This is a genomic window from Shewanella sp. NFH-SH190041 (assembly GCF_024363255.1).
Taxonomy (GTDB): domain Bacteria; phylum Pseudomonadota; class Gammaproteobacteria; order Enterobacterales; family Shewanellaceae; genus Shewanella.
Genome location: NZ_AP026070.1, coordinates 4,186,407 through 4,211,864, shown reverse-complemented (window position 1 = coordinate 4,211,864; position 25,458 = coordinate 4,186,407). Strand labels below are relative to the sequence as shown.

At 50.5% G+C, this 25,458-nt stretch carries 22 protein-coding genes; 8 read left to right on the top strand and 14 right to left on the bottom strand.

Going from position 1 to position 25,458, the window contains the following annotated elements:
• Positions 1–44: 44 nt before the first annotated feature.
• From NFHSH190041_RS18765 to argE, 3 genes are all read right to left on the bottom strand, one after another.
• Positions 45–587, bottom strand: coding sequence for a DUF1439 domain-containing protein (locus NFHSH190041_RS18765; RefSeq protein WP_261923221.1), 543 nt, complete (start codon positions 585–587; stop codon positions 45–47).
• Positions 584–3,214, bottom strand: a complete 2,631-nt coding sequence (gene ppc, locus NFHSH190041_RS18760) for a phosphoenolpyruvate carboxylase (protein ID WP_261923220.1) — start codon at positions 3,212–3,214, stop codon at positions 584–586. The genes NFHSH190041_RS18765 and ppc overlap by 4 nt, the downstream gene beginning before the upstream one ends.
• 128 nt (positions 3,215–3,342) lie before the next feature.
• A complete protein-coding gene (gene argE / locus NFHSH190041_RS18755) occupies positions 3,343–4,500 on the bottom strand; it encodes an acetylornithine deacetylase (protein ID WP_261923219.1) in 1,158 nt (385 codons plus the stop codon).
• A 264-nt stretch (positions 4,501–4,764) separates the two neighbouring features.
• Between argE and argC the strand changes: the two genes are divergently transcribed.
• From argC to argH, 5 genes are all read left to right on the top strand, one after another.
• Positions 4,765–5,751, top strand: a complete 987-nt coding sequence (argC, locus tag NFHSH190041_RS18750; RefSeq protein ID WP_261923218.1) for an N-acetyl-gamma-glutamyl-phosphate reductase — start codon at positions 4,765–4,767, stop codon at positions 5,749–5,751.
• Positions 5,752–5,767: 16 nt separating this feature from the next.
• Positions 5,768–6,577, top strand: a complete 810-nt coding sequence (argB, locus tag NFHSH190041_RS18745) for an acetylglutamate kinase (RefSeq protein ID WP_261923217.1) — start codon at positions 5,768–5,770, stop codon at positions 6,575–6,577.
• 39 nt (positions 6,578–6,616) lie between these two features.
• Positions 6,617–7,537 (top strand): ornithine carbamoyltransferase, encoded by a 921-nt coding sequence (locus NFHSH190041_RS18740; protein ID WP_261923216.1) that lies wholly within the window; start codon positions 6,617–6,619, stop codon positions 7,535–7,537.
• Between the two features lie 45 nt (positions 7,538–7,582).
• Positions 7,583–8,797 carry an argininosuccinate synthase gene (locus NFHSH190041_RS18735; RefSeq protein WP_261923215.1) on the top strand — a complete coding sequence of 405 codons (1,215 nt, stop codon included), beginning with the start codon at positions 7,583–7,585 and terminating at the stop codon, positions 8,795–8,797.
• 66 nt (positions 8,798–8,863) lie between these two features.
• The gene (argH, locus tag NFHSH190041_RS18730; protein ID WP_261923214.1) at positions 8,864–10,246 is read left to right on the top strand and encodes an argininosuccinate lyase; all 1,383 of its coding nucleotides are present in this window, start codon (positions 8,864–8,866) and stop codon (positions 10,244–10,246) included.
• 82 nt (positions 10,247–10,328) lie between these two features.
• Here argH and NFHSH190041_RS18725 read toward each other — a convergent pair whose 3' ends face one another.
• From NFHSH190041_RS18725 to gmk, 8 genes are all read right to left on the bottom strand, one after another.
• Positions 10,329–11,072, bottom strand: coding sequence for a plasmid partitioning/stability family protein (locus NFHSH190041_RS18725; RefSeq protein WP_261923213.1), 744 nt, complete (start codon positions 11,070–11,072; stop codon positions 10,329–10,331).
• Between the two features lie 10 nt (positions 11,073–11,082).
• On the bottom strand, positions 11,083–12,087 hold the full coding sequence (locus NFHSH190041_RS18720; RefSeq protein ID WP_261923212.1) for a plasmid segregation protein ParM: 1,005 nt from the start codon (positions 12,085–12,087) through the stop codon (positions 11,083–11,085).
• 276 nt (positions 12,088–12,363) lie between these two features.
• Positions 12,364–14,040 (bottom strand): AMP-binding protein, encoded by a 1,677-nt coding sequence (locus tag NFHSH190041_RS18715; protein WP_261923211.1) that lies wholly within the window; start codon positions 14,038–14,040, stop codon positions 12,364–12,366.
• 158 nt (positions 14,041–14,198) lie between these two features.
• On the bottom strand, positions 14,199–14,897 hold the full coding sequence (gene trmH, locus NFHSH190041_RS18710; protein ID WP_261923210.1) for a tRNA (guanosine(18)-2'-O)-methyltransferase TrmH: 699 nt from the start codon (positions 14,895–14,897) through the stop codon (positions 14,199–14,201).
• A 241-nt stretch (positions 14,898–15,138) separates the two neighbouring features.
• Positions 15,139–15,522, bottom strand: a complete 384-nt coding sequence (locus tag NFHSH190041_RS18705) for a RidA family protein (RefSeq protein WP_261923209.1) — start codon at positions 15,520–15,522, stop codon at positions 15,139–15,141.
• A gap of 60 nt (positions 15,523–15,582) precedes the next feature.
• Positions 15,583–17,685, bottom strand: coding sequence for a bifunctional GTP diphosphokinase/guanosine-3',5'-bis pyrophosphate 3'-pyrophosphohydrolase (spoT, locus tag NFHSH190041_RS18700; protein WP_261923208.1), 2,103 nt, complete (start codon positions 17,683–17,685; stop codon positions 15,583–15,585).
• 20 nt (positions 17,686–17,705) lie between these two features.
• On the bottom strand, positions 17,706–17,984 hold the full coding sequence (rpoZ, locus tag NFHSH190041_RS18695) for a DNA-directed RNA polymerase subunit omega (protein ID WP_115138876.1): 279 nt from the start codon (positions 17,982–17,984) through the stop codon (positions 17,706–17,708).
• Between the two features lie 60 nt (positions 17,985–18,044).
• Positions 18,045–18,668, bottom strand: coding sequence for a guanylate kinase (gene gmk / locus NFHSH190041_RS18690; RefSeq protein WP_261923207.1), 624 nt, complete (start codon positions 18,666–18,668; stop codon positions 18,045–18,047).
• Between the two features lie 177 nt (positions 18,669–18,845).
• On the opposite strand from gmk, the gene NFHSH190041_RS18685 reads away from it, so the two are divergent.
• Together NFHSH190041_RS18685 and NFHSH190041_RS18680 are read left to right on the top strand one after the other, a co-directional pair.
• Complete coding sequence (locus NFHSH190041_RS18685) at positions 18,846–19,976, top strand: hypothetical protein (protein WP_261923206.1); 1,131 nt, start codon at positions 18,846–18,848, stop codon at positions 19,974–19,976.
• A 134-nt stretch (positions 19,977–20,110) separates the two neighbouring features.
• Positions 20,111–21,220, top strand: coding sequence for a phosphotransferase enzyme family protein (locus tag NFHSH190041_RS18680; protein WP_261925177.1), 1,110 nt, complete (start codon positions 20,111–20,113; stop codon positions 21,218–21,220).
• A gap of 92 nt (positions 21,221–21,312) precedes the next feature.
• Here NFHSH190041_RS18680 and NFHSH190041_RS18675 read toward each other — a convergent pair whose 3' ends face one another.
• Both NFHSH190041_RS18675 and NFHSH190041_RS18670 read right to left on the bottom strand, forming a co-directional pair.
• The gene (locus NFHSH190041_RS18675) at positions 21,313–21,960 is read right to left on the bottom strand and encodes a spondin domain-containing protein (protein WP_261923205.1); all 648 of its coding nucleotides are present in this window, start codon (positions 21,958–21,960) and stop codon (positions 21,313–21,315) included.
• A gap of 483 nt (positions 21,961–22,443) precedes the next feature.
• Positions 22,444–22,812: a hypothetical protein gene (locus tag NFHSH190041_RS18670; protein ID WP_261923204.1), complete on the bottom strand. Its 369-nt coding sequence runs from the start codon at positions 22,810–22,812 to the stop codon at positions 22,444–22,446.
• A 160-nt stretch (positions 22,813–22,972) separates the two neighbouring features.
• On the opposite strand from NFHSH190041_RS18670, the gene yjjG reads away from it, so the two are divergent.
• Complete coding sequence (gene yjjG / locus NFHSH190041_RS18665) at positions 22,973–23,674, top strand: pyrimidine 5'-nucleotidase (protein ID WP_261923203.1); 702 nt, start codon at positions 22,973–22,975, stop codon at positions 23,672–23,674.
• 121 nt (positions 23,675–23,795) lie between these two features.
• On the opposite strand, the gene NFHSH190041_RS18660 is transcribed toward yjjG, so the two are convergent.
• Positions 23,796–25,430, bottom strand: coding sequence for an FGGY-family carbohydrate kinase (locus NFHSH190041_RS18660; RefSeq protein WP_261923202.1), 1,635 nt, complete (start codon positions 25,428–25,430; stop codon positions 23,796–23,798).
• Between the last annotated feature and the right edge of the window lie 28 nt (positions 25,431–25,458).

Genomic DNA, 25,458 nt, shown 5'->3' with positions numbered 1-25,458 from the left:
CAAAGCATGAAAAAGCGCAGCTATTTGCTGCGCTTTTGTTTGGGCTATTTAAATACCAATACAAGTTTGCCGGGATCGACCCGGATCTGATCAGTAAATTGAGCCAGCAAGGCTTGATCCGTATGATCGGTATTTAAGATATATACCGGTTGGCTTTCCAAGTAAGTGCGAATATAACGCATCAATTCGGGAGATACCTGATCGATGGCTTTTTCAATATCCTTTGGTGTGGACTTGACCTTGGTGAGCTGCAGATCTTTAAGATAGATCCCTTGGGTGTTTTTGTCATACCAAGGTTTTGCATCAAACTCAGCGGTTAAACTAGCTCGCAATGGCAGTAGTGGGGTGTTGATAACTATGCTGCTGTCAGCCGTTACCGACATGGTGCCGGGGCGCTGGCCTAAGGTAACAGCAACATGATTGAGTTTGAGCTTGGCGCCAAAGATATCGTTGCCTTGCTGCACATCAAACTTTAACTCCTTGTTAAGGTAGTCAGTTAATTGCTGCTCAGTAACACTATAATGGGCTGCGCAGCCGGACAGCAGTAGCAGTCCGGCGCTCAGTAAAGCAAGTAAAGCGGTTCTCATCCAGTATTTCTCATCCCCGCGGCAACGCCAGCAATCGTCAGCATCAGTGCCAGTTCGGCATTACTGCTGGCGCCGGGTTTGCGGGTTCGGGCTAAAAGTTCAGTTTGTAGAAAGTTCAGCGGGTCAATATAAGGATTACGCAGTTTAACCGACTCACGATTCCAAGGCGTATGGGACATTAGCTCCTCACTGCCTGTTAGTGTCATTACTACGCTGATCCCCTGTTGTAACCGTTGACGTAACGTATGGCCTAAATGATGTAACTCACTTGGTACCAGCACGGCTTCATAATAACGGGCTAAGTTTGGCTCAGCTTTGGCATAGACCATTTCCAACATGGAGATCCGGGTATTGAAAAACGGCCAAGCTTGCATTTCCTGCAATAGTGGCAGCTTTCCTTGTTCGATTTCCTGCAGGAGTGCTTCACCTGCACCCAACCACGCTGGCAGCATTAACCGGTTTTGTGACCAAGCGAAAATCCAGGGGATGGCTCGCAGGCTCTCAATTCCGCCATCGACTTTACGTTTCGCTGGGCGACTGCCTAGCGGCAGTTTACCCAATTCAACCTCTGGTGTCGCGGCGCGGAAGTAGGCAACAAAGTCCGGTTCCTCCCGTACGATATTGCGGTAAGCTATTACCGAGTTATCGGCAATGTGCTGCATGCAATCACGCCACTCTTGCTTAGGTTTTGGTGGCGGTAGTAATGTCGCTTCCATTACTGCAGAGGTGTATAGCGCTAAGGACTGTACAGCTAACTTAGGTAGCCCGAATTTAAAGCGGATCATTTCCCCTTGTTCGGTAACTCGGATGCGACCATCAACAGAGCCCGGCGGTTGGGATAAAATGGCTTGATGGGCTGGCCCGCCACCCCGGCCAACAGTACCGCCGCGGCCATGGAATAGGGTCAGTTTAACCTGAGCGTCTTGGCATACCGCAACCAGTTGCTCCTGAGCTTGATATTGCGCCCAGGCAGCAGCCATGACCCCGGCATCTTTGGCTGAATCAGAGTAACCGATCATCACCTCCTGCATCCCTTTGGTGTAACCTCGATACCAGTCAATGGCCAGCAATGCTTGAATGCAATCTGCCGCGTGGTTGAGATCGTCTAAGGTTTCAAACAGCGGGACAACCCGCATAGGGTAATGGCAACCCGTCTCTTTCAGTAGCAGTAATACTGCCAGTACATCTGAAGGGGTGCTGGCCATAGAGATCACATAAGACCCCAGCGCACAGGCAGGTTGTTTGGCAATCAAGCGACAGGTCGCAATAACTTCGGCAACATCATTAGATGGTGCCCAATCTGTTGGGATCAACGGCCGTTTACTGCTTAACTCCCGTAGTAAAAAAGCCTGTTTTTCTGATTCTTCCCAATGGCTGTAATCGCCCATGCCTAAATAACGGGTTAACTCTGCAATCACATCACTATGGCGTTCCACATCCTGACGGATATCCAACCGCAGCATATGAATACCAAAACAGGCCAGTCGTCGCAGCATATCCAGCAGTAGCCCGTTGGCGATTAAGCTCATGCCACAGTCGCATAAACTGCGGTAAACCAAGGTTAATGGCTGCTTCAGATCGTCTTGGTGCCAGATAATACTGTCTGGTGCCACTTCCGGTCTGTGTCCCTCTAGCCGTAGGTTGAGGAAGTCGATGGTGTTGCGCAATTTGTGGCGTAATTGGCGCAGAATATCCCGATAGGGTTCATGGCCGTTACCGGTAATGGCTTTGAGCTCGTCATTGGCTTCTTCCATCGACAGTTCATTGACCAATAACACAATATCTTTCAGGTAGAGGCGGGCTGCTGTGTGCCGGTTACGATCCAATACTTCAGCAGTAATGTGTGCAGTAACAAATGGGTTGCCATCCCGATCGCCGCCCATCCAGCTGGAAAATCTAACCGGTGCTATATCAATCGGGATCTGTTTTCCCGTGCGCTGTTTAACCTGATCATTAAGCTGGCGCAGGAATTCAGGCACGGCCTGCCACAGGGAGTTTTCAACGGTTGCCAAGCCCCAGCGGGCTTCATCTACTGGGGTTGGCCGTTCATTGCGGATCTCATTGGTATGCCAGATCTGGGCGATTAATTGCCGTAGACGCAGATGCAAGGCGCGGGATTCCCGCTCACTGATCTGATCATTTTCCAACTCAGTCAGGCAATCAATAATGCCGGTATATTTCTGGATCAGGGTACGGCGAGAGATCTCGGTCGGATGCGCCGTCAGTACCAGATCAATATCCAGATTTTCTAAACAGGAAAAGACCTTATTTTCATCGATCGAACCGTTAAGCATACGCCCCAGCAGTATATCGACCGGATCTGTCACACTGATCAGCTCATCACAGTTGCGGCTGATGGTATGGAATTGTTCGGCAATATTAGCCAGGTTGAGGAATTGGTTAAATGCTTTAGCAAAAGGTACCAGCTCGTCATCGGGTAACTGAGTTAGCAGATCCAGCATCTGTTGGCGAGATTCAGCGTCCCCTTGGCGAGACTGTTTAGCCAATTGTCTGATTTGTTCAACTTTTTCAACAAAAGCATCGCCCAGGTGACTGCGCATTGTGTCACCAAGGATCTGCCCCAGATTACTGACATTTGATCTGAGGGGGGCGTATATATCTGTCATGTTCGCTCCGGAAAATATATACAGCCGGCAGCGCTGTTATTGAGAGCAGCGTGTCTGCGGCTGCGATAGGGTCATTCTCATCATACAGAGACATCTCTTTGAATACAGCATAGTTATTCAATTGAGTTCTAGATAAGGCATGCGTTATATATTAATTCTTTAATTAATCGCACTGTTGGCTGCAGATACTGCATTTCTAGATACTCATCGGGTTGATGTGCCTGAGCAATGTGACCTGGCCCCAATACCAGCGTTTGACAGCCAAGTTGCTGTAGATAAGGCGCTTCAGTGGCATAGTTCACCACCTCCGGTTGCTGTCCGCTTAGGGCTGCCACCTGCTGGCTCCAGTCACTACTGGCATCGCCTTTAAATGCTTCCGAGCCTGGATAGAGATTAAAGATTTCTAGGCTGTCGGGATATTGATCGGTAATAGGCATAAGGTATTGGCGGAGCAATACTTCAAGATCGGGCAGAGGGATCCCCGGAATTGGGCGAAGATCCAGATGGAGCTCGCAACAGCCACAGATGCGATTTGCGGCATCACCACCATGAATATGCCCTAGATTGAGCGTCGGATAAGGCACGCTGAATACGGATTCTTGGTAACCTTGTTTCAGGTGCTCGCGGAGTTTTAGCAATTGGCTAATAGCTAAATTGATGATCTCAATAGCATTGAGTCCCAGTTCAGGATCTGAAGAATGGCCACTGCGACCGGTAATGCGGATCCCTTTTGCTAAATGTCCCTTGTGCATATAGACAGGACGAAGACCGGTGGGTTCTCCGATGATGGCATAATCTGGTTGGATCTTACGTTCAGCAGCAAATGCCTTCGCGCCATTCATCGTGGTTTCTTCATCTGCGGTAGCCAGAATATAGAGTGGCCGCTTTAATTCCGTCAGAGGCAGTTCCTGTAAGGCTGCAATAATCAGGGCAAAAAAACCTTTCATGTCACAGCTGCCCAAACCATACCAGCGGCCATCTTTTTCCGTCAGGGTAAACGGGTCACTGTTCCAGCGCTGTTGATCAAACGGTACGGTATCTGTGTGGCCACTGAGTAATAATCCCCCCCGACTGTCTGGTGGCACTATGCTGGCCAACAGATTTTGTTTTCCTCGGCTGCTAATCACCTGCTTGACCTCACAGCGGAAGCCCAGATCAGTTAGCCAGTGATGCAGATGCTGGATTAGTTGGTCATTAGCCTGATCCTGGCTTGGATCCAGTGAGCTGATGGAGGGGCTGGCAATTAGGGTCTTAAAACAGGTGTGCAAATCCGGCACGGCAGTCATGGTCTTTCCTTAAAAATATCAAAAATAGTTATTCAATATTATTGCATAGTTAGTTTTTTGTGCTACTCTGTCAACCAGCTAAAAATTTCTTCATGTACGGAGCGGTAACATGGCCACATCAATCAGCAGCATTCAGGGGTTCAATACTCTGCTGCAACACGTTTTTCCTTGCCTACGACGATAATCCCCGCCATTTTTCGGCCGCTCCGGCTACCTCTGTTCCAATCGTTAATTTGTTCATGCCAAATAATAAGGACGTTACCAATGAAGCACATCGCCGTCATCGGAGCAAGCGGTTATACCGGTGCACAAATGGCTTGTCAGATTGCATCCACCCCAGGATTTGCACTGCAAGGGCTCTATGTTTCTGCTGAAAGTGAAGATTTGGGTAAATGTTTAAATACGCTGTACCCCGGATATCCACAACTGAACATTGAGCTACAAGGATTGACTGAAGCAGCGCAGGAGCAGATAGCTAGGCAAGCCGATGCCGTGGTGTTGGCAACAGATCATCGCGTCAGTGCTGCTTTGGCGGCTTGGTTTGTGGCACAGCAAGTACCTGTCTTTGATCTCAGTGGTGCCTACCGTTTTATTGATGCGACGGCCTATCCAGCTTGGTATGGCTTTACTCATCCCGAGGCAGAGCTGTTATCTGCAGCCGTTTATGGGTTGGTGGAGTGGCATGCTGCTGATATTGCTAAGGCCAAATTAATTGCGGTGCCAGGTTGTTACCCAACGGCGTCATTGCTGGCGCTAAAGCCTTTGGTTGGCATGTTGGATACCAGTGTGCGGCCGGTGATTAATGCTGTGAGCGGCGTGACGGGGGCTGGCCGTAAGGCGCAATTACATACCAGTTTCAGCGAAGTCAGCCTGACACCTTACGGGGTACTTGGGCATCGGCATTGGCCTGAAATTGAAACCCAGCTGGGTCGTGAAGTGATTTTTACGCCGCATCTGGGCAATTTTAAGCGCGGCATTCTGGCCACTATCACCGTTAAATTACAGCCTGGTGTCACGCGTCAGGATATAGCAAACGCATTTGCTGTGTATGACGATTGTGAACTGGTGCATATGCTGCCTAACGGTTTTCCTAAGATCGATGATGTTGCTGGAACACCCTTGTGTTTGATGGGGTGGCAGTACCATGAAAGCAGCGGTTATCTGGTGATTGGTAGCGCAATTGATAATTTACTCAAAGGTGCTGCTGGGCAGGCAATGCAGTGCATAAAAATTCATTTTGAACAAAATTGAATTTAAGGGGCTGAAAATGGAACAAAGCAGTTTATTGCCGGCAAAGAGCGCGACAACAACACCCTTGGTACTCAAAGTCGGCGGAGCTCTGCTGGAAAGTGACATCGGACTGAGCCGGTTGATGGCGACGGTTGCCGACTTATTACGCGCTGGGCGCCCTTTGGTGATGGTGCATGGTGGCGGTTGTTTAGTTGAGCAGCAATTAAGCTGCAATGGCATGGTGACAGAAAAACGAGATGGTTTGCGGATCACCCCGCCGGAGCAAATGCCCATTATCGCTGGCGCGTTGGCTGGCAGTGCCAATAAACAGTTGCAGTCTGCCGCTGTCGCAGCAGGGATCACTTCAGTGGGATTATGCCTTGGTGATGCCGCTATGGTGGTGGCTGAGATAAAAGATCCCGCATTGGGCGCCGTCGGCCAGGTGACAGGGCAAGACCCGGCGCTGCTGATGTTTTTATTGAGTAAAGGGTGGTTGCCACTGATCAGTTCGATTGCATTGGACAACAAAGGTCAGCTGCTCAATGTCAATGCTGATCAGGCCGCTGCCGCTATTGCGAAGCTATTGGGTGGTGAATTGATACTGCTATCTGATGTTTCCGGGGTGTTGGACGGTAAAGGGCAGTTAATCGGGCAATTGGATCAGCAAGGCATCAGTGATCTTATCAATCTGGGCATAGTGGCTGAGGGGATGAAGGTAAAAGTGGCTGCAGCGCTTGAAGTGGCGCAGTGGTTGGGGGCGCCGGTACAGGTGGCATCTTGGCGGGATGCGAGGCAGATGCAGGCTTTGCGTCAAGGCGCGCGCATTGGGACGCAAATTCTGCCTTGAATGGAGTAAAAGAAAACGTGAATCCGGGAGAGAAACGCAATGGATAAGTTACTGACACTAACAGAATTAACTCAACAACAATTGCTCGACCTACTGGCTTTGGGCCGCAGTGTTAAAGCTGAGCCGGACCGATACCGACAGGCATTGGCTGGCCGCAATGTGGTGATGTTGTTTGAGAAACCATCCCTGCGAACCCGGGTTAGTTTTGATATCGGTATTAATAAGCTCGGTGGCCACTGTCTGTATTTGGATCAGCAAAATGGCGCACTGGGGCAGCGGGAGTCCGTTGCGGATTTTGCGGCTAATCTGTCCTGCTGGGCTGATGCCATTGTTGCTAGAACCTTTAGCCATCGCACGCTGGAAACACTGGCGGCTCATGCATCGGTTCCTGTGATCAATGCCTTGTCAGATCTTTACCACCCTTGTCAGGGACTGGCAGATTTTTTGAGCTTGTCTGAAGTTTGTCCAGATTTGACCGCTCTGAAGCTGGCATACATAGGGGACGGTAATAATGTCACCCATTCTTTGATGTTTGGTGCCGCGCTGTTAGGGGCTTCTATGACGGTGATCTGTCCGGCGGGACATTTCCCCGATGCCTTAATGGTGGCGAAAGCTAAGCAATTGGCGGCGCAACATGGTGGTGAGATCCGTTTAAGTGACAACCCTGAGGATATTGCTGGGCATCAGGCTGTGTATACCGATACCTGGATTTCCATGGGGGATAACACCAGCTTTGCGGAGATTGAAGCCAAGTTTATGCCTTATCAGGTGAATAGCGGGCTGATGGCAACAGCTGATGCCAGCTGGTTTATGCATTGTTTACCTGCACACCGGGGACAGGAGGTCACCGATGAGGTGATCGATGGCGCGGGCTCTTTGGTGCTGCGTCAGGCGGAAAATCGCATGCATGCACAAAATGCCCTGCTATTAACCCTACTTAACACAGAGTTTGCGGTGTGATGATCGCCGCATCTCAGATACAGATTTGAATAAAGGAAAGACATAATGAACGATAAGGTGAAAGTCAAAAAAGTCGTACTGGCTTACTCCGGCGGTTTAGATACCTCTGCCATTATCCCATGGCTGAAAGAAAACTATGATAACTGCGAAATTATTGCATTTTGCGCCGATGTTGGTCAGGGCGAGGCTGAATTAGCCGGCATTGAAGCCAAGGCACTGGCTTCTGGTGCTTCAGCTTGCTATGTGGTCGATTTAAAACACGCTTTTGTGCAGGATTATATTTATCCCACCGTTGCTAGTGGCGCGATCTATGAGGGAACTTATCTGCTAGGGACTTCTATGGCCCGGCCGGTGATTGCTAAGGCTCAGGTTGAACTGGCCCGCCAGGTAGGGGCGGATGCTCTATGTCATGGTTGTACTGGCAAAGGCAATGATCAGGTGCGTTTTGAAGGCTGTTTTGCCGCACTAGCACCGGATCTGACCGTGATTGCGCCTTGGCGGGAATGGGATATGGTCAGCCGGGAAGATCTGCTGGCGTATCTGGCTGAGCGGGATATTCCCACTACCGCCAGTGCCACCAAGATTTACAGCCGAGATGCCAATGCGTGGCATATTTCCCACGAAGGGGGCGAACTGGAAGATCCTTGGAATGAGCCATCAGAGCAGGTCTGGACGATGACCGTCGCGCCGGAGGCTGCCCCTGATACGCCAGCTTATGTCAGCTTGACGCTGGCCCAAGGCAAAGTGTGCGCGGTGAATGGGGAGGCAATGTCACCCTATCAGGTGTTGATGACGCTCAATGAACTGGCTGCTGCTCATGGTGTAGGCCGGGTGGATATAACCGAAAACCGTCTGGTGGGGATGAAATCCCGTGGTTGTTATGAAACCCCCGGCGGGACGGTAATTTTTACCGCATTGCGGGCAATTGAAGAGTTGGTATTGGATCGCCAGTGCCGGGAGTGGCGGGAACAGGTGGGCGCCAAGATGGCGCAACTGGTGTATGACGGCCGCTGGTTTACGCCGCTGTGTGATTCGCTGCTGGCGGCTTCTGCATCCTTGGCTGAAGGCATTAATGGTGAGGTGGTGATTAAGCTATATAAAGGCCAGGCGATAGCAGTGAAAAAACGTTCTCCTAACAGCTTGTACTCAGAAGCATTTGCCACCTTTGGTGCCGATGATGTGTATGACCAGCAACATGCTGAGGGCTTTATTCGGCTCTATTCTTTGTCCAGCCGGATCCGGTCGCTGGGCATTAAATAATTTACTGACATAAATAAGCGATGTGGCAGTCAGTTGCCACATCGCAGGTAGATAAAGGAGAAGGTCATGGCCTTATGGGGTGGCAGATTCAGTGGCGAAAGCAGCGTACTGTTCAAACAGTTTAATGACTCACTGCCGGTGGATTATCGTTTAGTTGAGCAGGATATCCGTGGTTCGGTCGCTTGGGCGGCAGCCTTGGTGAGTGTCGGGGTATTAACTGAGAATGAGGGGCTGGCGTTGAAAGCCGCCTTAGCGGAATTGCAGCTGGAAGTGGCGCAGGCGCCGGAGATTATTCTGCGCAGTGGCGCTGAAGATATCCATAGCTTTGTTGAGCAGGCGCTGATCGCTAAAGTGGGAGACCTCGGGAAAAAACTCCATACAGGCCGTTCCCGTAATGATCAGGTGGCGACCGATCTTAAACTTTGGTGTAAAGATAAAGGCATGGTGCTTAGCGCGCTAGTGACTGAAGCTTGTCAGGCTCTCGTGGCGTTAGCCCAGCGGGAACAAACATCTGTTATGCCAGGCTATACCCATTTACAGCGGGCTCAACCAGTCACTTTTGCCCACTGGGCGCTGGCTTATGTGGAGATGCTTGAGCGTGATGCCAGTCGCCTGACTGACGCAATGACACGGCTTAATACCTGTCCGTTAGGCAGTGGCGCATTGGCCGGGACGGCATATGCCATTGACCGTCACGCCTTAGCTGCCAGCCTAGCATTTGCGGCGCCCACCCTAAATAGCCTTGATGGCGTATCGGATCGGGATCATGTCGTGGAGCTTTGCGCTACGGCGTCCATTAGCATGATGCACTTGAGTCGGATGGCAGAAGATTTGATTTTCTTTAACTCAGGAGAGGCTGGATTTATTGAGTTGGCTGATGAGGTGACATCGGGATCATCCCTAATGCCACAGAAGAAAAATCCTGATGCCCTTGAGTTGATCCGGGGCAAAACCGGCCGGGTGTATGGCGCGCTGACGGGCATTCTTACCACGATGAAAGCACTGCCGTTGGCTTATAACAAGGATATGCAGGAAGACAAAGAAGGCCTGTTTGATGTGATGGATACCTGGCAATTGTGTCTGGAAATGACCGTGTTGGTATTGTCCGGCTTGAAGGTTAAGCCACAGCAAACATTGGCGGCAGCGCAACAAGGGTATGCCAATGCCACTGAGTTAGCTGATTATCTGGTCGCCAAAGGGATCCCGTTTCGTCAGGCGCACCATATTGTTGGCGAGGTGGTGCTGCAGGCCATCGCCAATAACCAGCCGATTGAAGCCATGTCACTGGCGCAATTGCAGCAATTTGCCGTACAAATTGAAGATGATGTGTATCAGGTGTTGACGATTGAGTCCTGTCTCAATAAGCGCGATGTACTGGGAGGTACAGCGCCTGCCAGAGTCGCCGCAGCCATTGCGCAGAAACAGGCGCTGATGACCTCTGCTGATTAAGTACACGGTTAGTTGCAGTATAAAAATAAAAACGCCATCCGAGGATGGCGTTTTTTTGTTTTTCCAATATCACAGCGGTGGCTTACCAAAGCCCTTTTGCTTTAACTCGCGCAGCTTTGCTGAGCTGATCATCTAAAGCCGGTTGTGGCGTGGCATCAGCCTGAGCCGATTGCGGCCGTTGCTTTAGCTCGCTGCGGATCGCTTTGAGTTGCGACAGCAGTTTATCCTGCGTCAGTGAAATCCCCGCCAGTTTGGCAGATAATTCACTGTTATCCACTGTCGCAGTTGTTGGCTGGCTGTCCACAGGTTCAGCCGCTTTCGCAGTGAGGGCCTGCAACTGCTCGCTAAGTTGCTGCTGACCATCCAGTAACTGTTGCAACAATGTCTGCTGCTGATCCAGTAGCGCCTGCTGCCCGTCAAGCAATTGCTGAGTCTGATCCTCTGCTGCCTGTGGCTGCACGGCTTCAGGCTGATTGGCCTGCAATAGTGCGGTCAGTTTCTGCCATTGGCTGTCAGACAGTCCTCCTCGCTGCTCTTCACAGTAAGGTAGCCCGGCTGCCTGCATAATATTCAGCACATTGACATGGGTCAGGTTGCTGGGGGTTAACACCTGAGGCAGCAGGGTTGGCAATGTCGGTGCCAGTTGGTGCATCACCAGACCGGACAGATAAAGATCCCGGTGAAAGCGATTGCGCCGCTGTTGGCTGGCCTGACTGTCATCTTGGCGATCTTTTTCCTGATTCTGCCAGCGCTTGAGTAGCTCAATGGCATACTCATGGCTTTCATGACTGTCGGGGTCCAGGGTAAAGCTGCATCTAACCTGCATAGTTCACCTGTTACTCTGCGTCAGCAGCGTGATAACAGCAGATTTCCCGGGACAGGGCCTCTTGAGGCTCTGGGACCACAATAATTTTGTCTGCCAGTGTTGGATAGGCTTCGCGAATTGCTGGCTCAACCAGTAATGCGCCACCGCCAACCAGATAAATACGGTTCGGGTTACGGGCAAAAACTTTGGCTTCATAAGCGACGGCATTACCCAGCTCATGAATTTTGTTTTCAATACGCTCCAGTACCCAGTCGACTTTGCTCAGATCGTTGATCACCTGCTCAACAAAGTCACGGTTGTGACGTTGTTTGATCAGCTCGTTAGCGACCAAGTAGCTGGCATCGCTGTCGGCCGCGGCCAAGGCTTTGCGTGTCGCATCTGTCACCATGGATACACCGATTTCGGCATTACCATAAACAGCAGAGACATCATCAAATTCACCAACGATAACGCCCATATCCAAAGTGGTGCCACCGCAGTCGATTACCAGAGATTTGGTAAATTGATTCACACCTGAGTCCATCAGGGTGGTCAATACTGCTGGCAGACTTTCTGGTAACACTTCCACATCAGTGATAGTGAACAGTTCGCCTTTGTTCAGCTGAATTTCTCGCATCAAATTGGCTTTTTTGCGGGCGATATTCGCTTCATTCTTCTGGCAATCATCAGCGTTGTAATACTCTGTGATTGGCAGGGTGACCAAAATGCTGACAGGACCCGGTTGTACCCCTGTCTGCAGCAGAGCATGGTGTACGGACAATAGGTTCAGATCGTCGTACTGGAATGCTACATGGGTGGTAGATAGGGCTTTGTCTGATGTGGCGTCATAGGTATATTTGGTTTCACCAACTTGGTAGTTATATACCTTTCTGTCACTTAGCAGTGCCGCACTTTTCCAATCTTTGCGAAAGGAGTTGGGAGAGGTAATACTGCGTACTTTTCCGTTATCAATCCAACTGATTTTGACGTTGGTAGACCCGTCATCTATCGCAAACTTCATTACACCTGTGCTCATCCTCATCTCCCGCGTAAAATATGGCTATAGCGAATAAAGGCGACAGTTTATTAAATCAGTTTGAATTTGATACAGAGAAAAATGCTTGCGACTTGACCGTTTGCTGCTTTATCAAACGATTTGTATCAGAATGTACCTATAAGATGGTATAAAAAGCGAGCAGGGCAGCTTTTGAAGCCGCACAAAAAAATTTACCTGTACCCATCAGTGAGCACAGGTAAATCATTTACGTTAGTTTAACTGGGTACTCGCGCTATGAATGCTATACAGCACGCATTATGACCGTTTTGCCGCCGCGATTTCATCTTCCCAGCAGATCTGCCCACCCCGCACACCATCAACTTTCTCACTAAACTGTTTTTCCAGTACATGGCGTTTAATTTTCAGGGTGGGGGTCAGAATGTCATTTTCAATGGTCCACGGGGTCTGAGCCACAATAATGGCATCTACAGTTTCATGGGACTCCAGCTGTGGGTTCACACTATCCAAGGTATGTTGTAATGACTGGCGGACTTCATCTCTGGGTTGCAACATGGCAGATTCGGATAATTGCACTAAGGCGATAGGATGGGGCAGGCCTGAGCCGATAACACAGATAAGTTCTACATGGGGATCCTGAGCCAAGCGGCGCTCAATCGGTACGGGCGCAACATATTTGCCTTTGGAGGTTTTAAAGTTGTCTTTGACCCGGCCGGTAATACTGATACAGCCATCGTCATCAATTTCACACACATCCCCGGTATGAAAAAAGCCATCACTGTCAAAAGCGGCAGCGGTTGCCTCCGGTTGACGGTAATATTCCCGCATCAGCCCCGGGCTTTTTACCAGCATTTCATCGCCCGGGCCTTTTTTTACCCGACAACCATCGATTGGCTTGCCAACCGTGCCAATTTTTCGCAGGTCAAAGGGGTAATTGATAATGGAGTAAGCACAATTTTCTGTCATGCCCCAAGCTTCACAAATATCAATACCAATACTGTGATACCACTGCAGTAGTGATGGTGGAATTGGCGCAGAACCAGAGCCATGCAACCGACATTTATCCAATCCAAGGCCTTGCTGAATTTTGCGTTTAACCACATTACGCAGCAGGGGAATTTTCAACAGCAGGTTGAGCTTGGAAAAGCTGCCGATCTTATTGACGATATTTTGTTGAAATAGACTCCATAGCCGGGGAACGGAGAAAAACACCGTTGGGCGGCAGTGCTGCACGTCAGCAACAAAGGAGTCCAGACTTTCAACAAATGACACTATGGAGCCGGAGTAAAAAGAAGAGCCTTCAATGGCGACTCGCTCAGTAATATGCGCCAGTGGCAGATAGGACAACAGGCGGTCATCTCCATGGGTGCGCAAATCCCGCACGACAGCGCCACAGGTCCAGCCAAAAGAAGCATAGGTATGTACCGCGCCTTTAGGATGACCGGTTGAACCTGAGGTATAAATGATGGTCATGACCTGTTCGGGCTGTGGCAAGGGGGCATCGATTAGTGGTTGTCCCATTTTCATCAGTTGTTGCCAACAGTATTGAGCGGGCATGGTGTCATAGGGCAGTGATAACCGTAGAATATCGCCTTTTACGCCAGGTTCCTGATCACTCCAGTAATCCAGTTTGCCAGTAAAAATGGCTTTGGCGCCACTGTGTTCTAAGACGTATTTAATGGTGTCGGCATTGGCAGTGGGATAAATCGGTACACTGATATAACCGCCGTACATAAGGGCTAAATCGGTAATAAACCATTCCGCGCAGTTTTTCGATAAGATGGCGACCTTGTCACCGGGAACGAGACCCAGATGGCGCAAAGCCCCAGCCAACTGCTGCATCTGTTGCTGCACATCCCGCCAGCTGAATTCAACATATTTGCCTTGTACTGGCTGCTTGAGATAAGTGCGGTCTCCCTGCACTTGTACCCAATGTGCCAGCATTTCCACCGGTGTTTTGATCTGATTTTCCATGAGCTTATCACTTTTCCTGAATGGCTAATTGCGGCATTCCATTAAACAATGATCCAGTGTCGCTGACTCAGTATGGCGAGTTTTGTGAACTAGCGCAAACACAAGAAATTTTAATATATTCCAATTTAAACAATTGGTTAAATTGATTTTATACAAGCTCAATTCGCCGCTGTCGTCACAGACTGGCGCATCAACTGCCACCAATGACTGTCGGCGACAATCTGGCCTTGTGCATCCAGTGGCGGGTAGGGCAAACCTTTACGGCGGCAGGCTTTGGCATAGATAGGATGACCATGTTCAAACAAAATGGTCTGACACTGTTGCTCATCCAATCGTCGCTGACCATACATCCCAGCTCGGCTACGTTGACGTTGGGCTTCATATAAAAGTAATGCTGCAGCCACGGAAACATTGAGGGATTGCACCATGCCGATCATGGGGATGGTGACTTGATAATCGGCCATTGCAGTCGCCGTGGCGCTGACGCCATCTTTTTCATGGCCAAGCACAAAGGCGGTGGGTCGGGTATAGTCTAACTGGGTATAGTCCACCGCATTGGCACTCATCCCCGTGGTGATAATCTGCATTCCCTGACGTTTAATTTCTGTCAGCGCCTGGGTGATAGTGGCGTATTTACAGGTGTGAACCCATTGTTGGCTACCGGAGGCGGTGTTGCCCGACACCCAGCGGTTGGGATCGGGCCAGACGGCATGTACCTGACCCACCCCCACAGCATCTGCCGTGCGAACGATTGCTGCAAGGTTATTATTTTTGTGCACCTGATCCAGACAGATAGTCAGATCTGGCTGGCGGTTATCCAGCATGTGGTTAATGCGGGCAAAGCGTTCCGGGCTCATTGGCAATCCTTGAAATAGTGTCCTTAGATAACAGTTAGTGCGCTGTTTGCCCTGACAGCATAATGCTGCCATATCCTCTATATCAATCTATTCAGCACTGCTCTGGTGACACCACTTTTCTCTTCCGCTTCTCTGCATGTCGCACAGTGCTTGGCAGCCAACATTGTTTGCTATTCATCTTTCCACTCAAACACAATTGACGTTGAGGTACATGCAAAGGTGCGAAGCACAGTTGTGGGCCTTAGAGCACCATAACCCCATCGATTTCCACTAAGGCCCCTTTTGGTAGTTGGCTGACACCAATGGCGGCACGGGCCGGATAGGGCTGTTGAAAGTGGCGACTCATCACCTCATTGACTGTGGTGAAGTTGGCTAAGTCGGTCAGATAGATATTCAGTTTGACAATATCGGTAAGGGAGCCGCCAGCTGCCTGACAGACGGCTTGCAGGTTTTGTAACACTTGCTCTAGTTGCGGAGTAAATTCGTCAGCGACGAGTTGCATATTGGTGGGATGAAGTGGAATTTGGCCAGAGAGGTAGACAGTATCCCCGACTTTGACGGCTTGGGAATAAGTGCCAATTGCCTGCGGTGCGCTGTCGGTTGCAATAATGGATTTGTCGGCCATAACGATCTCCTTGTCTGCCGGTGGGTGCCACCAGGGCACCATGCACCGCTGACCGGGAGATCAGCGGTTTCTTGAAGTACGCAATACTTCCGGCAGTACCCGGATCCGGCGCATCACATTGGCCAGGTGGATCCGGTCATGGACCGAAATACGTAAATTAATCAGATAAACCCGACCATCGCGCTCTTCGGTGCTCAGGTTATGAATATTGGAGCCTTCTGCGGCAATAATGGAGGTAATCTTCGCCAGAGCACCTTGGTGGTTAACCAGCTCAATACGCAGATTGGCCTGATATTCAGCCCCTTCGACATTATCCCACTGTACTGGAATATATTTCTCCGGTTCCATCTCATAGCCACGGATATTGGCGCAGTTTTCCATGTGCACCACCAGACCTTTACCTGGGCTGACGTGGGCAACGACAGTATCCCCTGGAATTGGGCGACAACAGTTGGCAAAGGTGACCAACATGCCTTCCGCGCCGCGGATAGGCATCAAAGGGTTATCCCCTTGGGTTTTCGGCTCAGATTTACCCAGTAAGCGTTGGGCGATCACCAAACTCATGGCATTGCCAAGGCCAATATCCGCCAGCAGCTCATCTAAATTGCCATGGCGGGTTTCTGTTACGACCTTCTCCACCTGATCGGGAGCGATGGTATCCAGTGCAATGCCACCCAAGGCGTGGTTAAGCAAGCGTCGACCTAGCGCAATGGCATCATCCGCCGTCAGACTTTTTAGCAACTGACGGATTTTAGAGCGGGCTTTGGCGGTAACGACAAAGTTAAGCCATGCCGCATTGGGCCGACTGTTTTTGGCGGTAATAATTTCGACTGTTTGACCGCTTTGTAACGGTTGGCTTAATGGATAAGCCTGCCGGTTAACGCGGGCACCGACACAGGTATTGCCGACATCAGTATGGACTTCATAGGCAAAATCCACCGGAGTGGCACCCAGTGGCAGCTCGAGGATCCGGCCATCTGGGGTGAAAACGTAGATCTCTTCTGGGAAGAGTTCGGTTTTAACGTTTTCGACAAATTCATAGGAGTTCGTGGCGCTTTGCTGTAACTCCAGCAAGCTCTGCATCCACTTACGGGCACGGACCTGGGTAGTGGTTCCTTCCCCTTCCTGCTCACCATTTTTATACATCCAATGGGCTGCTACGCCTTTGTCCGCCATCTGATTCATATCTTCAGTACGGATTTGGATTTCAATCGGAGTGCCGCGAGGGCCGATAAGTGAGGTGTGCAGTGATTGATAGCCATTGGCTTTGGGGATGGCGATATAGTCTTTAAAGCGTTTTAATTTCGGCTTGTATAGACTGTGCATCGCGCCCAGTACGCGATAGCAGGTATCCACTGAATCCACTAAAATGCGGAAAGCATAAAGATCAGCAATTTCGGTAAATGGCAGCTCTTTATGGCGCATCTTGTTATAGATGGAAAACAGGTTTTTTTCCCGGCCGGTGACTTCGGCGTGGATGCCGTTGTCTTCCAAACGGGTGACAATCGCTTCATGGATATTGTCGATAATGGCTTTACGGTTACCCCTGGCGGCATTCAATGCAGCTTTTAGCGCCCGGTAGCGCATAGGGTAGTAGGCCTGAAAGCCCAAATCTTCCAGCTCATTCTTAATATTATGAATACCAAGACGGTTGGCTATTGGGGCATAAATTTCTAAGGTTTCGCGTGCAATCCGACGGCGTTTATCCGGCCGCAGCGCGCCAAGGGTGCGCATATTATGGGTGCGGTCAGCCAATTTGATGAGGATAACCCGGATATCCAAGGTCATGGCCATCACCATTTTGCGGAAGTTTTCCGCTTGGGCTTCTTTTTTATCGCGAAACTTTAGCTTATCCAGCTTAGACACACCTTCGACCAATTCCGCCACCGAGGCGCCAAACATTTCTGCAAGGTCCTGATGGGTGACATAGGTGTCTTCGATGGTGTCGTGCAGGAGGGCAGCCATCAGCGTCTCGTGATCGAGACGCATCTCGGCCAGGATGCGGGCAACCGCAACCGGGTGTGTAATATAAGGTTCGCCACTGGTGCGTGTCTGGCCTTCGTGCGCCTTATCGGCAACAACAAAAGCCTGCCTGAGTAATTCAACCTGTCCGGGCTCTAAATAGCCGGACGCAGACTCCTTGAGACCTTCAAACAGATACAAGCAGCGCTCCTTACATCAAATTACAGTGAACGGCCTTCAGCGATTGCGGTAACCGCAGCCAGTTCTGCTGCTTCACGTTCACGAACACTTTGACGCTCATCAGCGTCCAGAGTCTGGGCGTTAACCAGGCCCAGTTCGATTTCACGCAGGGCGATCACTGTGGGTTTGTCGTTCTGCTCTTCTACCATTGGGTCTTTGCCCTGAACGGCGATTTGGCGAGCACGACGTGCAGCAACCAGGATCATGTCAAAACGGTTGCCGATCTGCTTAGCGGCGTCTTCTACAGTTACGCGAGCCATGGGATGAAACTCCAGTATTTTCGTGAGGGAAAAATGACGCAAAATTGTACATGAAGGCAGTTATTCTGCCAACAGATCATTAAGCATACCACTATGGGCATGGATCTGACTAGCGCCGGTTAGACGCTGGCTGCGGATAATGGCCCGCATATCGGCCAGCGCGGTATCAAAATCATCATTGATGATAATGAAGTCGTATTCATGATAGTGGGACATTTCCGATACTGCCTGCGCCATACGGCCGGCAATGACCTCATCACTGTCTTGGCCGCGACCAGTCAGACGCTGTTCCAGCTCGCGACGAGATGGCGGCAGAATAAAAATGCCAATGGCTTCTGGCATCAGGGTCTTCACCTGTTGCGCGCCTTGCCAGTCAATATCCAAGAACACATCAATGCCTTGGGCTAGCGTCTGCTCGATTACCAGGCGGGAGGTACCGTAAAAATTACCGAACACTTCGGCCCATTCAAAAAAAGCACCCTGTTCAATCAGCACTTTAAACTCATCGACAGAGACAAAGTGGTAATGCTGACCATGTACTTCGCCGGGACGTGGCTGACGTGTGGTGTGAGACACGGACACCTGCATATCGGCAGGTTGATCTTTCAGCAATGCTGAAATCAGGGAAGACTTACCCGCCCCACTGGGGGCAGAGACAATAAAAAGGTTACCACGCGCACTCATGGCCAAATATCCGCTATCAGGTGAAAAATCAGAATAGCCAGATATTATAACTGGCCTGACGGCCTCAATACCAGCGCGGCGCCCGTCTCTGGCCGTCAGTTATCACTGACAAGCGTGATTGATTTGGGTAAGCTGCTGATATTGGGTTGAGAGAGGATTAAGGCTTTGCAGAGGTTGTTGAATGAGATCAAGGGGAAGGAGTCCCCACGCCGTTTTTTGAGTGTGTTTGCTATCGTCTGGTTGGCTGTATTGCTGGGGCCTTATCTGCTGGGAAGTGGCCTGCTGTTTGGCATTATGCTGCTACTTGCTGTGATTGGTCTGATGTCAGCGATGGTTGAACCTCGGCGGCCATTGCTGCAGCCTGTTACGGCCTTTATGTTACCACTGCTGTTATTCACTGGCGGCGTGGTGACACTGACCTTGCCAGCACCTCAATTCTGGCCACTGCTGCCCTTGCTGTTATCGCTGCCGCTATTGTGGCAGCGTATGGGTGGCTTGCGTCAGGGGACACAAATGGCAAGCTGTCATAGCGATGTCAGTTCGTCACTGGCTGCAGCAGATACGACAAGCGATGTGCAACACCAGCCCAGCACATCGACTGGCACCGTGAGTCAACGGGTGGAACCCGTTTTTGGGGCGACTTTAACTGATGCCACCGCAAGTACAGTTTCGGTGGCCGATGAGGCAACAGCGGATGTGGGGCATATTGCCAATAGTGACGCTCCCAATAGTGAAGCTTGGCTGCAGGATAACGACAATGATACTGGTTTTACCTTGTTGCCCTTTTGGCTTGCGGCAAAAAGCGCACCACGTTGGGCCTTAGTCTCTGTTGCTGCTACCTTGGTGCTGATCAGCGTCATTATGATGCTGGCAAACTTTATACAAGCCGTTCCCGATAGCGCCGATACAGAGACATTGCCGCAGAGCATCACTGTCCCAGCCCTACCGACGCCGAAGGATCAGGTTAAATTACCAGACGGATTTGCGCTGGCATTACAAGATCGTCAGCTGATTTTTAGTTGGTTGGGCGAGAAAGACGCCGCCGGTACCCTGTGGTCGCTGGCAACGGCAACTGGGGATAGTCGCTGCAGTGAGCTGACTTTTAATGATGGCTCCGCTTTTCGGCCCATTCGTGTTATCACCGACGCCAGCGGCGAAACCCAAGCCTGGTTTTCACCGTTAGATGCCCGAGATGTGATCCGTAATGTGGCCCACCGGGGCAATGCAAGATTGTGCGGTTACCGCTTTTCCCTCAAGGGCACTCAGTCACGGCTTGAGGCTCATCAGGCATTTGCCCCATTACTCTGATGTTATGGCGGTCAGTACTACTGACCGCTCAATGTGTTTTGGCCGTTGGCGTTTGCCAATAAAATTTGCCCTACAGCATGTGATGTTGTTGTGCCAGATATCACCCTTCGTCATTGTCATACAGGAGCCGTATGATGCTTTCCCTTATCCGTCAGCAGATATTGCCTCACTATGGTTTGGCTGCTGATAGCACCCATATTTCCCCTCTGGGACAAGGGCATATCAACCACACCTTTTTGCTTCGTAGTAGGGCAAGCGGCTTAGAAGGCACTGACTCTGCTGCCGGACTGGTGCTACAGCAGATTAATCGCCAGGTTTTTCCTCAGCCTTCTGCTGTGGTGGATAATGCCGCCCAAATTGCAGCGCACTTGCAGCGCAAACAGTTATCTGGGGAGTACCGCTTAGCCAATATGCAGCCTTATCCAACCCTGTCTGGCGCGCTATCGTTGACGTTAGCGGATAATAGTTTTTGGCGTGCGATAAGCTATTTACCCGATAGTATCAGTATGCAGCAGATGCCATCTGTGGCGTTGGCGGAACAAACCGCTTGGGCATTTGGCCATTTTAGTTATTGTCTGCGGGATTTAGATTACCGTGGTATTACTGAGGTGATCGCTGATTTTCACCATCTGCCGAAACGTCTGGCGGCATTAGAACAGGCGGTTGCGCAGGATAGTTATCAGCGGTTGGCGGGCTGCGAACAATGGGTATCTTTAGCACTGTCACAGCAGGCGTTGCTGACTGAGTTATCAACCTTATTACCCCAGTTACCGCAGCGGCTTTGTCATAACGACACCAAACTGAATAATTTGCTGTTTGACAGGCAAACAATGACGCCACTGGCGGTGGTGGATCTCGACACCTGTATGGTTGGGCCCTTGATGTATGATTTTGGGGATATGGTGCGTAGCGGCTGCGCTTCCCACGCCGAAGACGCCACCGAACTGGCGCAGGTAGAAATTCGGGCTGATCTGTTTGCTGCCATGGCCAACGGTTATTGCCGGGCGCTGGCTGGGAGTCTTTCTGCTGTTGAATGTGATAGCTTGTGGCTGGGGGTAAGGATTATGCCTTTAATGCTAGGCGCACGATTTTTAACGGATCACTTGCTTGGCGATGGGTATTTTCCTGTGGCGCATCCCGGTCATAACCTGCAACGGGCTGCCAACCAGTTTACCTTGTATACCAGTTTATTACGCCAACAAACCGTGCTGCGAGATTGCCTTAAAAGAGCCTGTGCTGAATAACGCTCGTACGGGGAAAACCCAACCAAAACTGTCCCGCCAACATTTAAAACTGTTGGCGGGACTGAGCAATATCGAATCGATAAGTTAAGATGCTAGCGGGTGCGACGTATAGTGATTTTCGCTACAGGATCATGCCAGTCATAAACGGATTGTTTTAAATCGCCTTCCCCATGCATGCCAGGAGATGGGTAAATAAAGCCTTCGCCGTTATCATCTGCTGACAATGCTTCCCCGCCACAACGTGGCCCCGGAATATGTTCACATTTCTCATCATTGGTTTCACTCCCCGCATCCCAAGCTTTGGCATACATCACCCGGGTACCCCAGCGCGGTAACCATTTGGCGCTGACGCCGACAAAGGTGTCATTGGTTGGCAGTAACATGGCGGCCATACTAAAACGCCGGGCGTAATAGACTGACTCCAGCGTAAAGGTCACCTTCTGCCCCGGGCCCAATAGCCCTTCGGTCACGGCGATCCCCTTCACCGCAGAAGATGCTTCCATATCCGCTTTTAATGGCGCTGTCATACCGCCTTCTGCCAATGCAGCAATGGCGTCACTGGCTTTATCACCAACCACAAAGGGTTTAAAACTGCGGGTATGACTGGCAGCAATAATCGGGGTGAATGATTGGCCGCGGGTAATATTCTGTACTGTAACTTCATATTGGCTCTTATAGGCTGCCAGCGCTTGCTGGGATGCCAGCATCAGCAGTGAGACTGCAACAGTTTGCTTCAACATAATCTTGCTCCCTTTCTCATTGTTAACGATATCCGTGCCGTTATCCCCGGGCGCTGATACCGTGGCAGAGCACTGTGCCTGCCCTATGGCCGGATGCTGTCCGGCTGCTACAGAACTGAAGCTAACAGTGAGTTATCACGCAAAGATCACGGCAAAGTCACGCAAGTCTAAAAATTCACCATCAAAATTTATCGCGCTGTTTTAACAAGGTTTTATTTGGTGGAGTGCGATGCTGATAAGTGCATGATATTTGTTGGGGCTGAATAACAATTTAGTGGTTAACAATGGGGCGTTATAGACAGTCAAGCTGGGAAGATCAGGATGAAGCAAATGATGAATCAGAGGGTTAATCACTCAGATGTGGGCGAAAGTACTCACAACCGATAGCTGAAGATGGCAGCGCGATATTTAGCAGCGACGAGTATTGCCCTGTGTTATCTCCAGCGGCATAGCCGTTGAATCACGCTGCGATCTAGATAGCTATTAGTCCCAGAAACTGGCAAATCTACAGCGATTATGGTGTTGTAAAGACTCATCATAATCCGGGCTGGTGGACACCTGATACCCAGCAGCACACAAGGCGCGTTTGATAAAATATGGGCTGCCGTGACTTGCGGTAATTTCACTGCTCCAATCATCTTGCTGCCCAGCTAGCAGTGTTGTGACTGCCGTTGTCAGTGGTGTTGGGTTGATATGATAGGCCAAGTGTTGAAAGACCCTATCATCGTTTGGTGTGGTAAGGGCGCTGGCTAAATATGAGTGGTTATTTGACGTTGGCGGGGTCGCTGCGACAGCGCCTGCGTCGAAGCTGACAGTAAAGTGACCCAGTGTTCCGATGGCGTGCAATTCCATTGCTGTCTCCCTGATTCGGTACATTGTACTGAATCAGCTTAACCCGATTGCAGCAACAAGCCTATGTGTTGGATCAAATGTCCTTTGCTTGTGTGTACGACCGTGCATTACCCCTTACAATATCGCCTATAGAATAATTCCTTATTGTTGATTAACTCTTATGCCTTACGATTGGATTTTGTTTGATGCCGATGAAACCCTGTTCCATTTTGATGCGCCCCGTGGGCTGACATTGATGTTTGCCCGGCACGGGGTGGAGTTTACCCCGGATGATTATGAGGCTTTTCAGGCTGTTAACTATCCACTATGGGATGATTACAATGCTGGGCGCATCGACGCTTACACCCTGAAAACCACCCGCTTTAACCACTGGGGCACACGATTAGGGATCAGCACTGAGCAGTTGCAGCTGGATTATATGCAAGCGATGGCAGATATCAGTACAACCCTGCCGGGCGTTGATGCCATGCTGCAGTCGTTACAGGGCCAGGTGCGATTAGGGATTATCACCAATGGCTTTACTGAGCTGCAACAGGCTAGATTGGTTCAAACCGGCTTAGATAACGTATTTGATCTTATGGTGATTTCAGAGCAGGTGGGCGCAGCAAAACCGGATCTGGCTATTTTTAAACATGCCCTAGGCAAAATGGCGAACACAGTACCGCAGCGGGTATTGATGGTGGGAGATAATCTGCAAACAGATATTCGCGGTGGCATCAATGCGGGTATGCATACCTGTTGGTATAACGCTGCTGGCGTAGATGGCAATAGCGCTATTAATCCGACAGTGACAGTGTCACACCATGAGCAGTTGCGTCAGTGGCTGCTTGCTGGTGGCCCTCAGCAAGATGCCGCAAACTAAACCGTGCATTAACATCATTTCTTAAAGATGATTCGAAATGATAACCGGGCATAAATATGTCCGGTTATCATGTGCGATAATTATTACGCGAAGCTATTTAAGATTGTTGTGTCGCTATCGGTTAGTACTCCGCCATCATGGCGCGGTAGCGACAATCATCTTCATACATCTGCTGAAATACCCGGTATTTGGCATCATAGAAGCGCTTGCTGCGATCCGCCTGAGGCGTCACGGTTTTGCCAATCCGGCTCATGGCATTCATCGCATCCGGGATATCTTGATAGCAGCCAGCGGCGACGGCGCCGAGCATGGCAGAGCCTAGCAGTACGGCTTCACTTTCTTCTGGCAGTAACATGGCGCAGCCAGTGGCGTTGGCGTGTTCCTGAATAAACACCGGGTTTTTGGTGCCGCCACCACACCCCATAATGGTGTCAATGGCGTAACCGGCTGCATTCATCTGCTCGATAATATGCCGGGTGCCCAGAGCAATGGCCTGAATGGTGGCCAAATACTGTAGCGCCATATCCTCTAAGGAGCGGTTCATGGTCAGGCCAGTCATACTGCCGGTCAGATGCGGGTTAGCCCGAGGAGAACGGTTACCATGGAAATAGGGCAGCACATGGCGATGGCGGGTTAAAAAGGCGATATCCTCTTTGTTGCCTGCCAGTTTCAGTAATTGATGGTTCAGCAGTTCATAAATGGTTTGCCCAGCTGCAGCGGCTTGATCCAGCGCCTGAGCATAATAGGGGTGGGCGGCAATCACATGATCAATTAAGGCGCCGGTGGCGGACTGTCCACCTTCATTTAGCCAGTAATTGGGGATCATCGCGCTGTAATAGGCACCCCATACACCATCGATAAAGTGGGCCGTTTTCGCCACGGCCATATGGCAACTGGATGTCCCGCCAATCAATGCCAATCTGCGGTTAAAGTCAGCGGCTTCTCCTGTCATGCCCGCCGCGCCCAATACCCCGATACCGCCAGCATGGGCATCAATAATGGAAGTACCAACTCGGGTACCTCTTACCAACCCCAGTTCTTGCGCTGCCTGCAGGGTCAGGCCATTGCCGATTGCTTCCCCCATCGGGCGGATATGACTACCAATGGCATGAGCATGATCGCTGAGCAAGTCATCCAACCCTATGGTGCGGAAATAATCTTTGTCCCATTTGCCTTCATGGCCCAAATAGGTCCACTTACATACGGTGGAACACAGTGAGCGACTGTCTTCCCCGGTTGCTTTCCAGGTCAGAAAATCTGGCAGATCGAAAAAATAGCCGGCTTTACTCCAGGTTTGTGGCATATTTTCTTTTAACCACAGTAGCTTGGGCGTTTGCATTTCCGGGGAGATGGTGTTGCCAACAAATGCCAGCACCGGGTGATGAGTGGCATTAATACGCTCAGCCTGAGCAATCGCGCGGTGATCCATCCACATAATAATGTTCTGCTCTCGCCGTCCGGTGGGGCTAACAGTGAGCGGTTGGCCGCGCTTATCTAGCACCACCATAGAGCAGGTGGCATCAAAACCGATCCCGCGCACTTGAATCGGCTCAATATTGGCTTGTGACACCGCATCGCGTACTGCCATACAGACACATTGCCAGATATCATCTGACGATTGCTCGACAAAATCGGCCCGGGGTTTAAACATCTGAATATCCCGTTTCGCTTCTCCGGCCTTGCGGCCACAGCTGTCAAATACGCCGGCTCGGGCACTGCCGCTGCCTACGTCTACACCGATAAAATAGCTGCTCATAACCGATTCCTATGCTTTATAACTTATG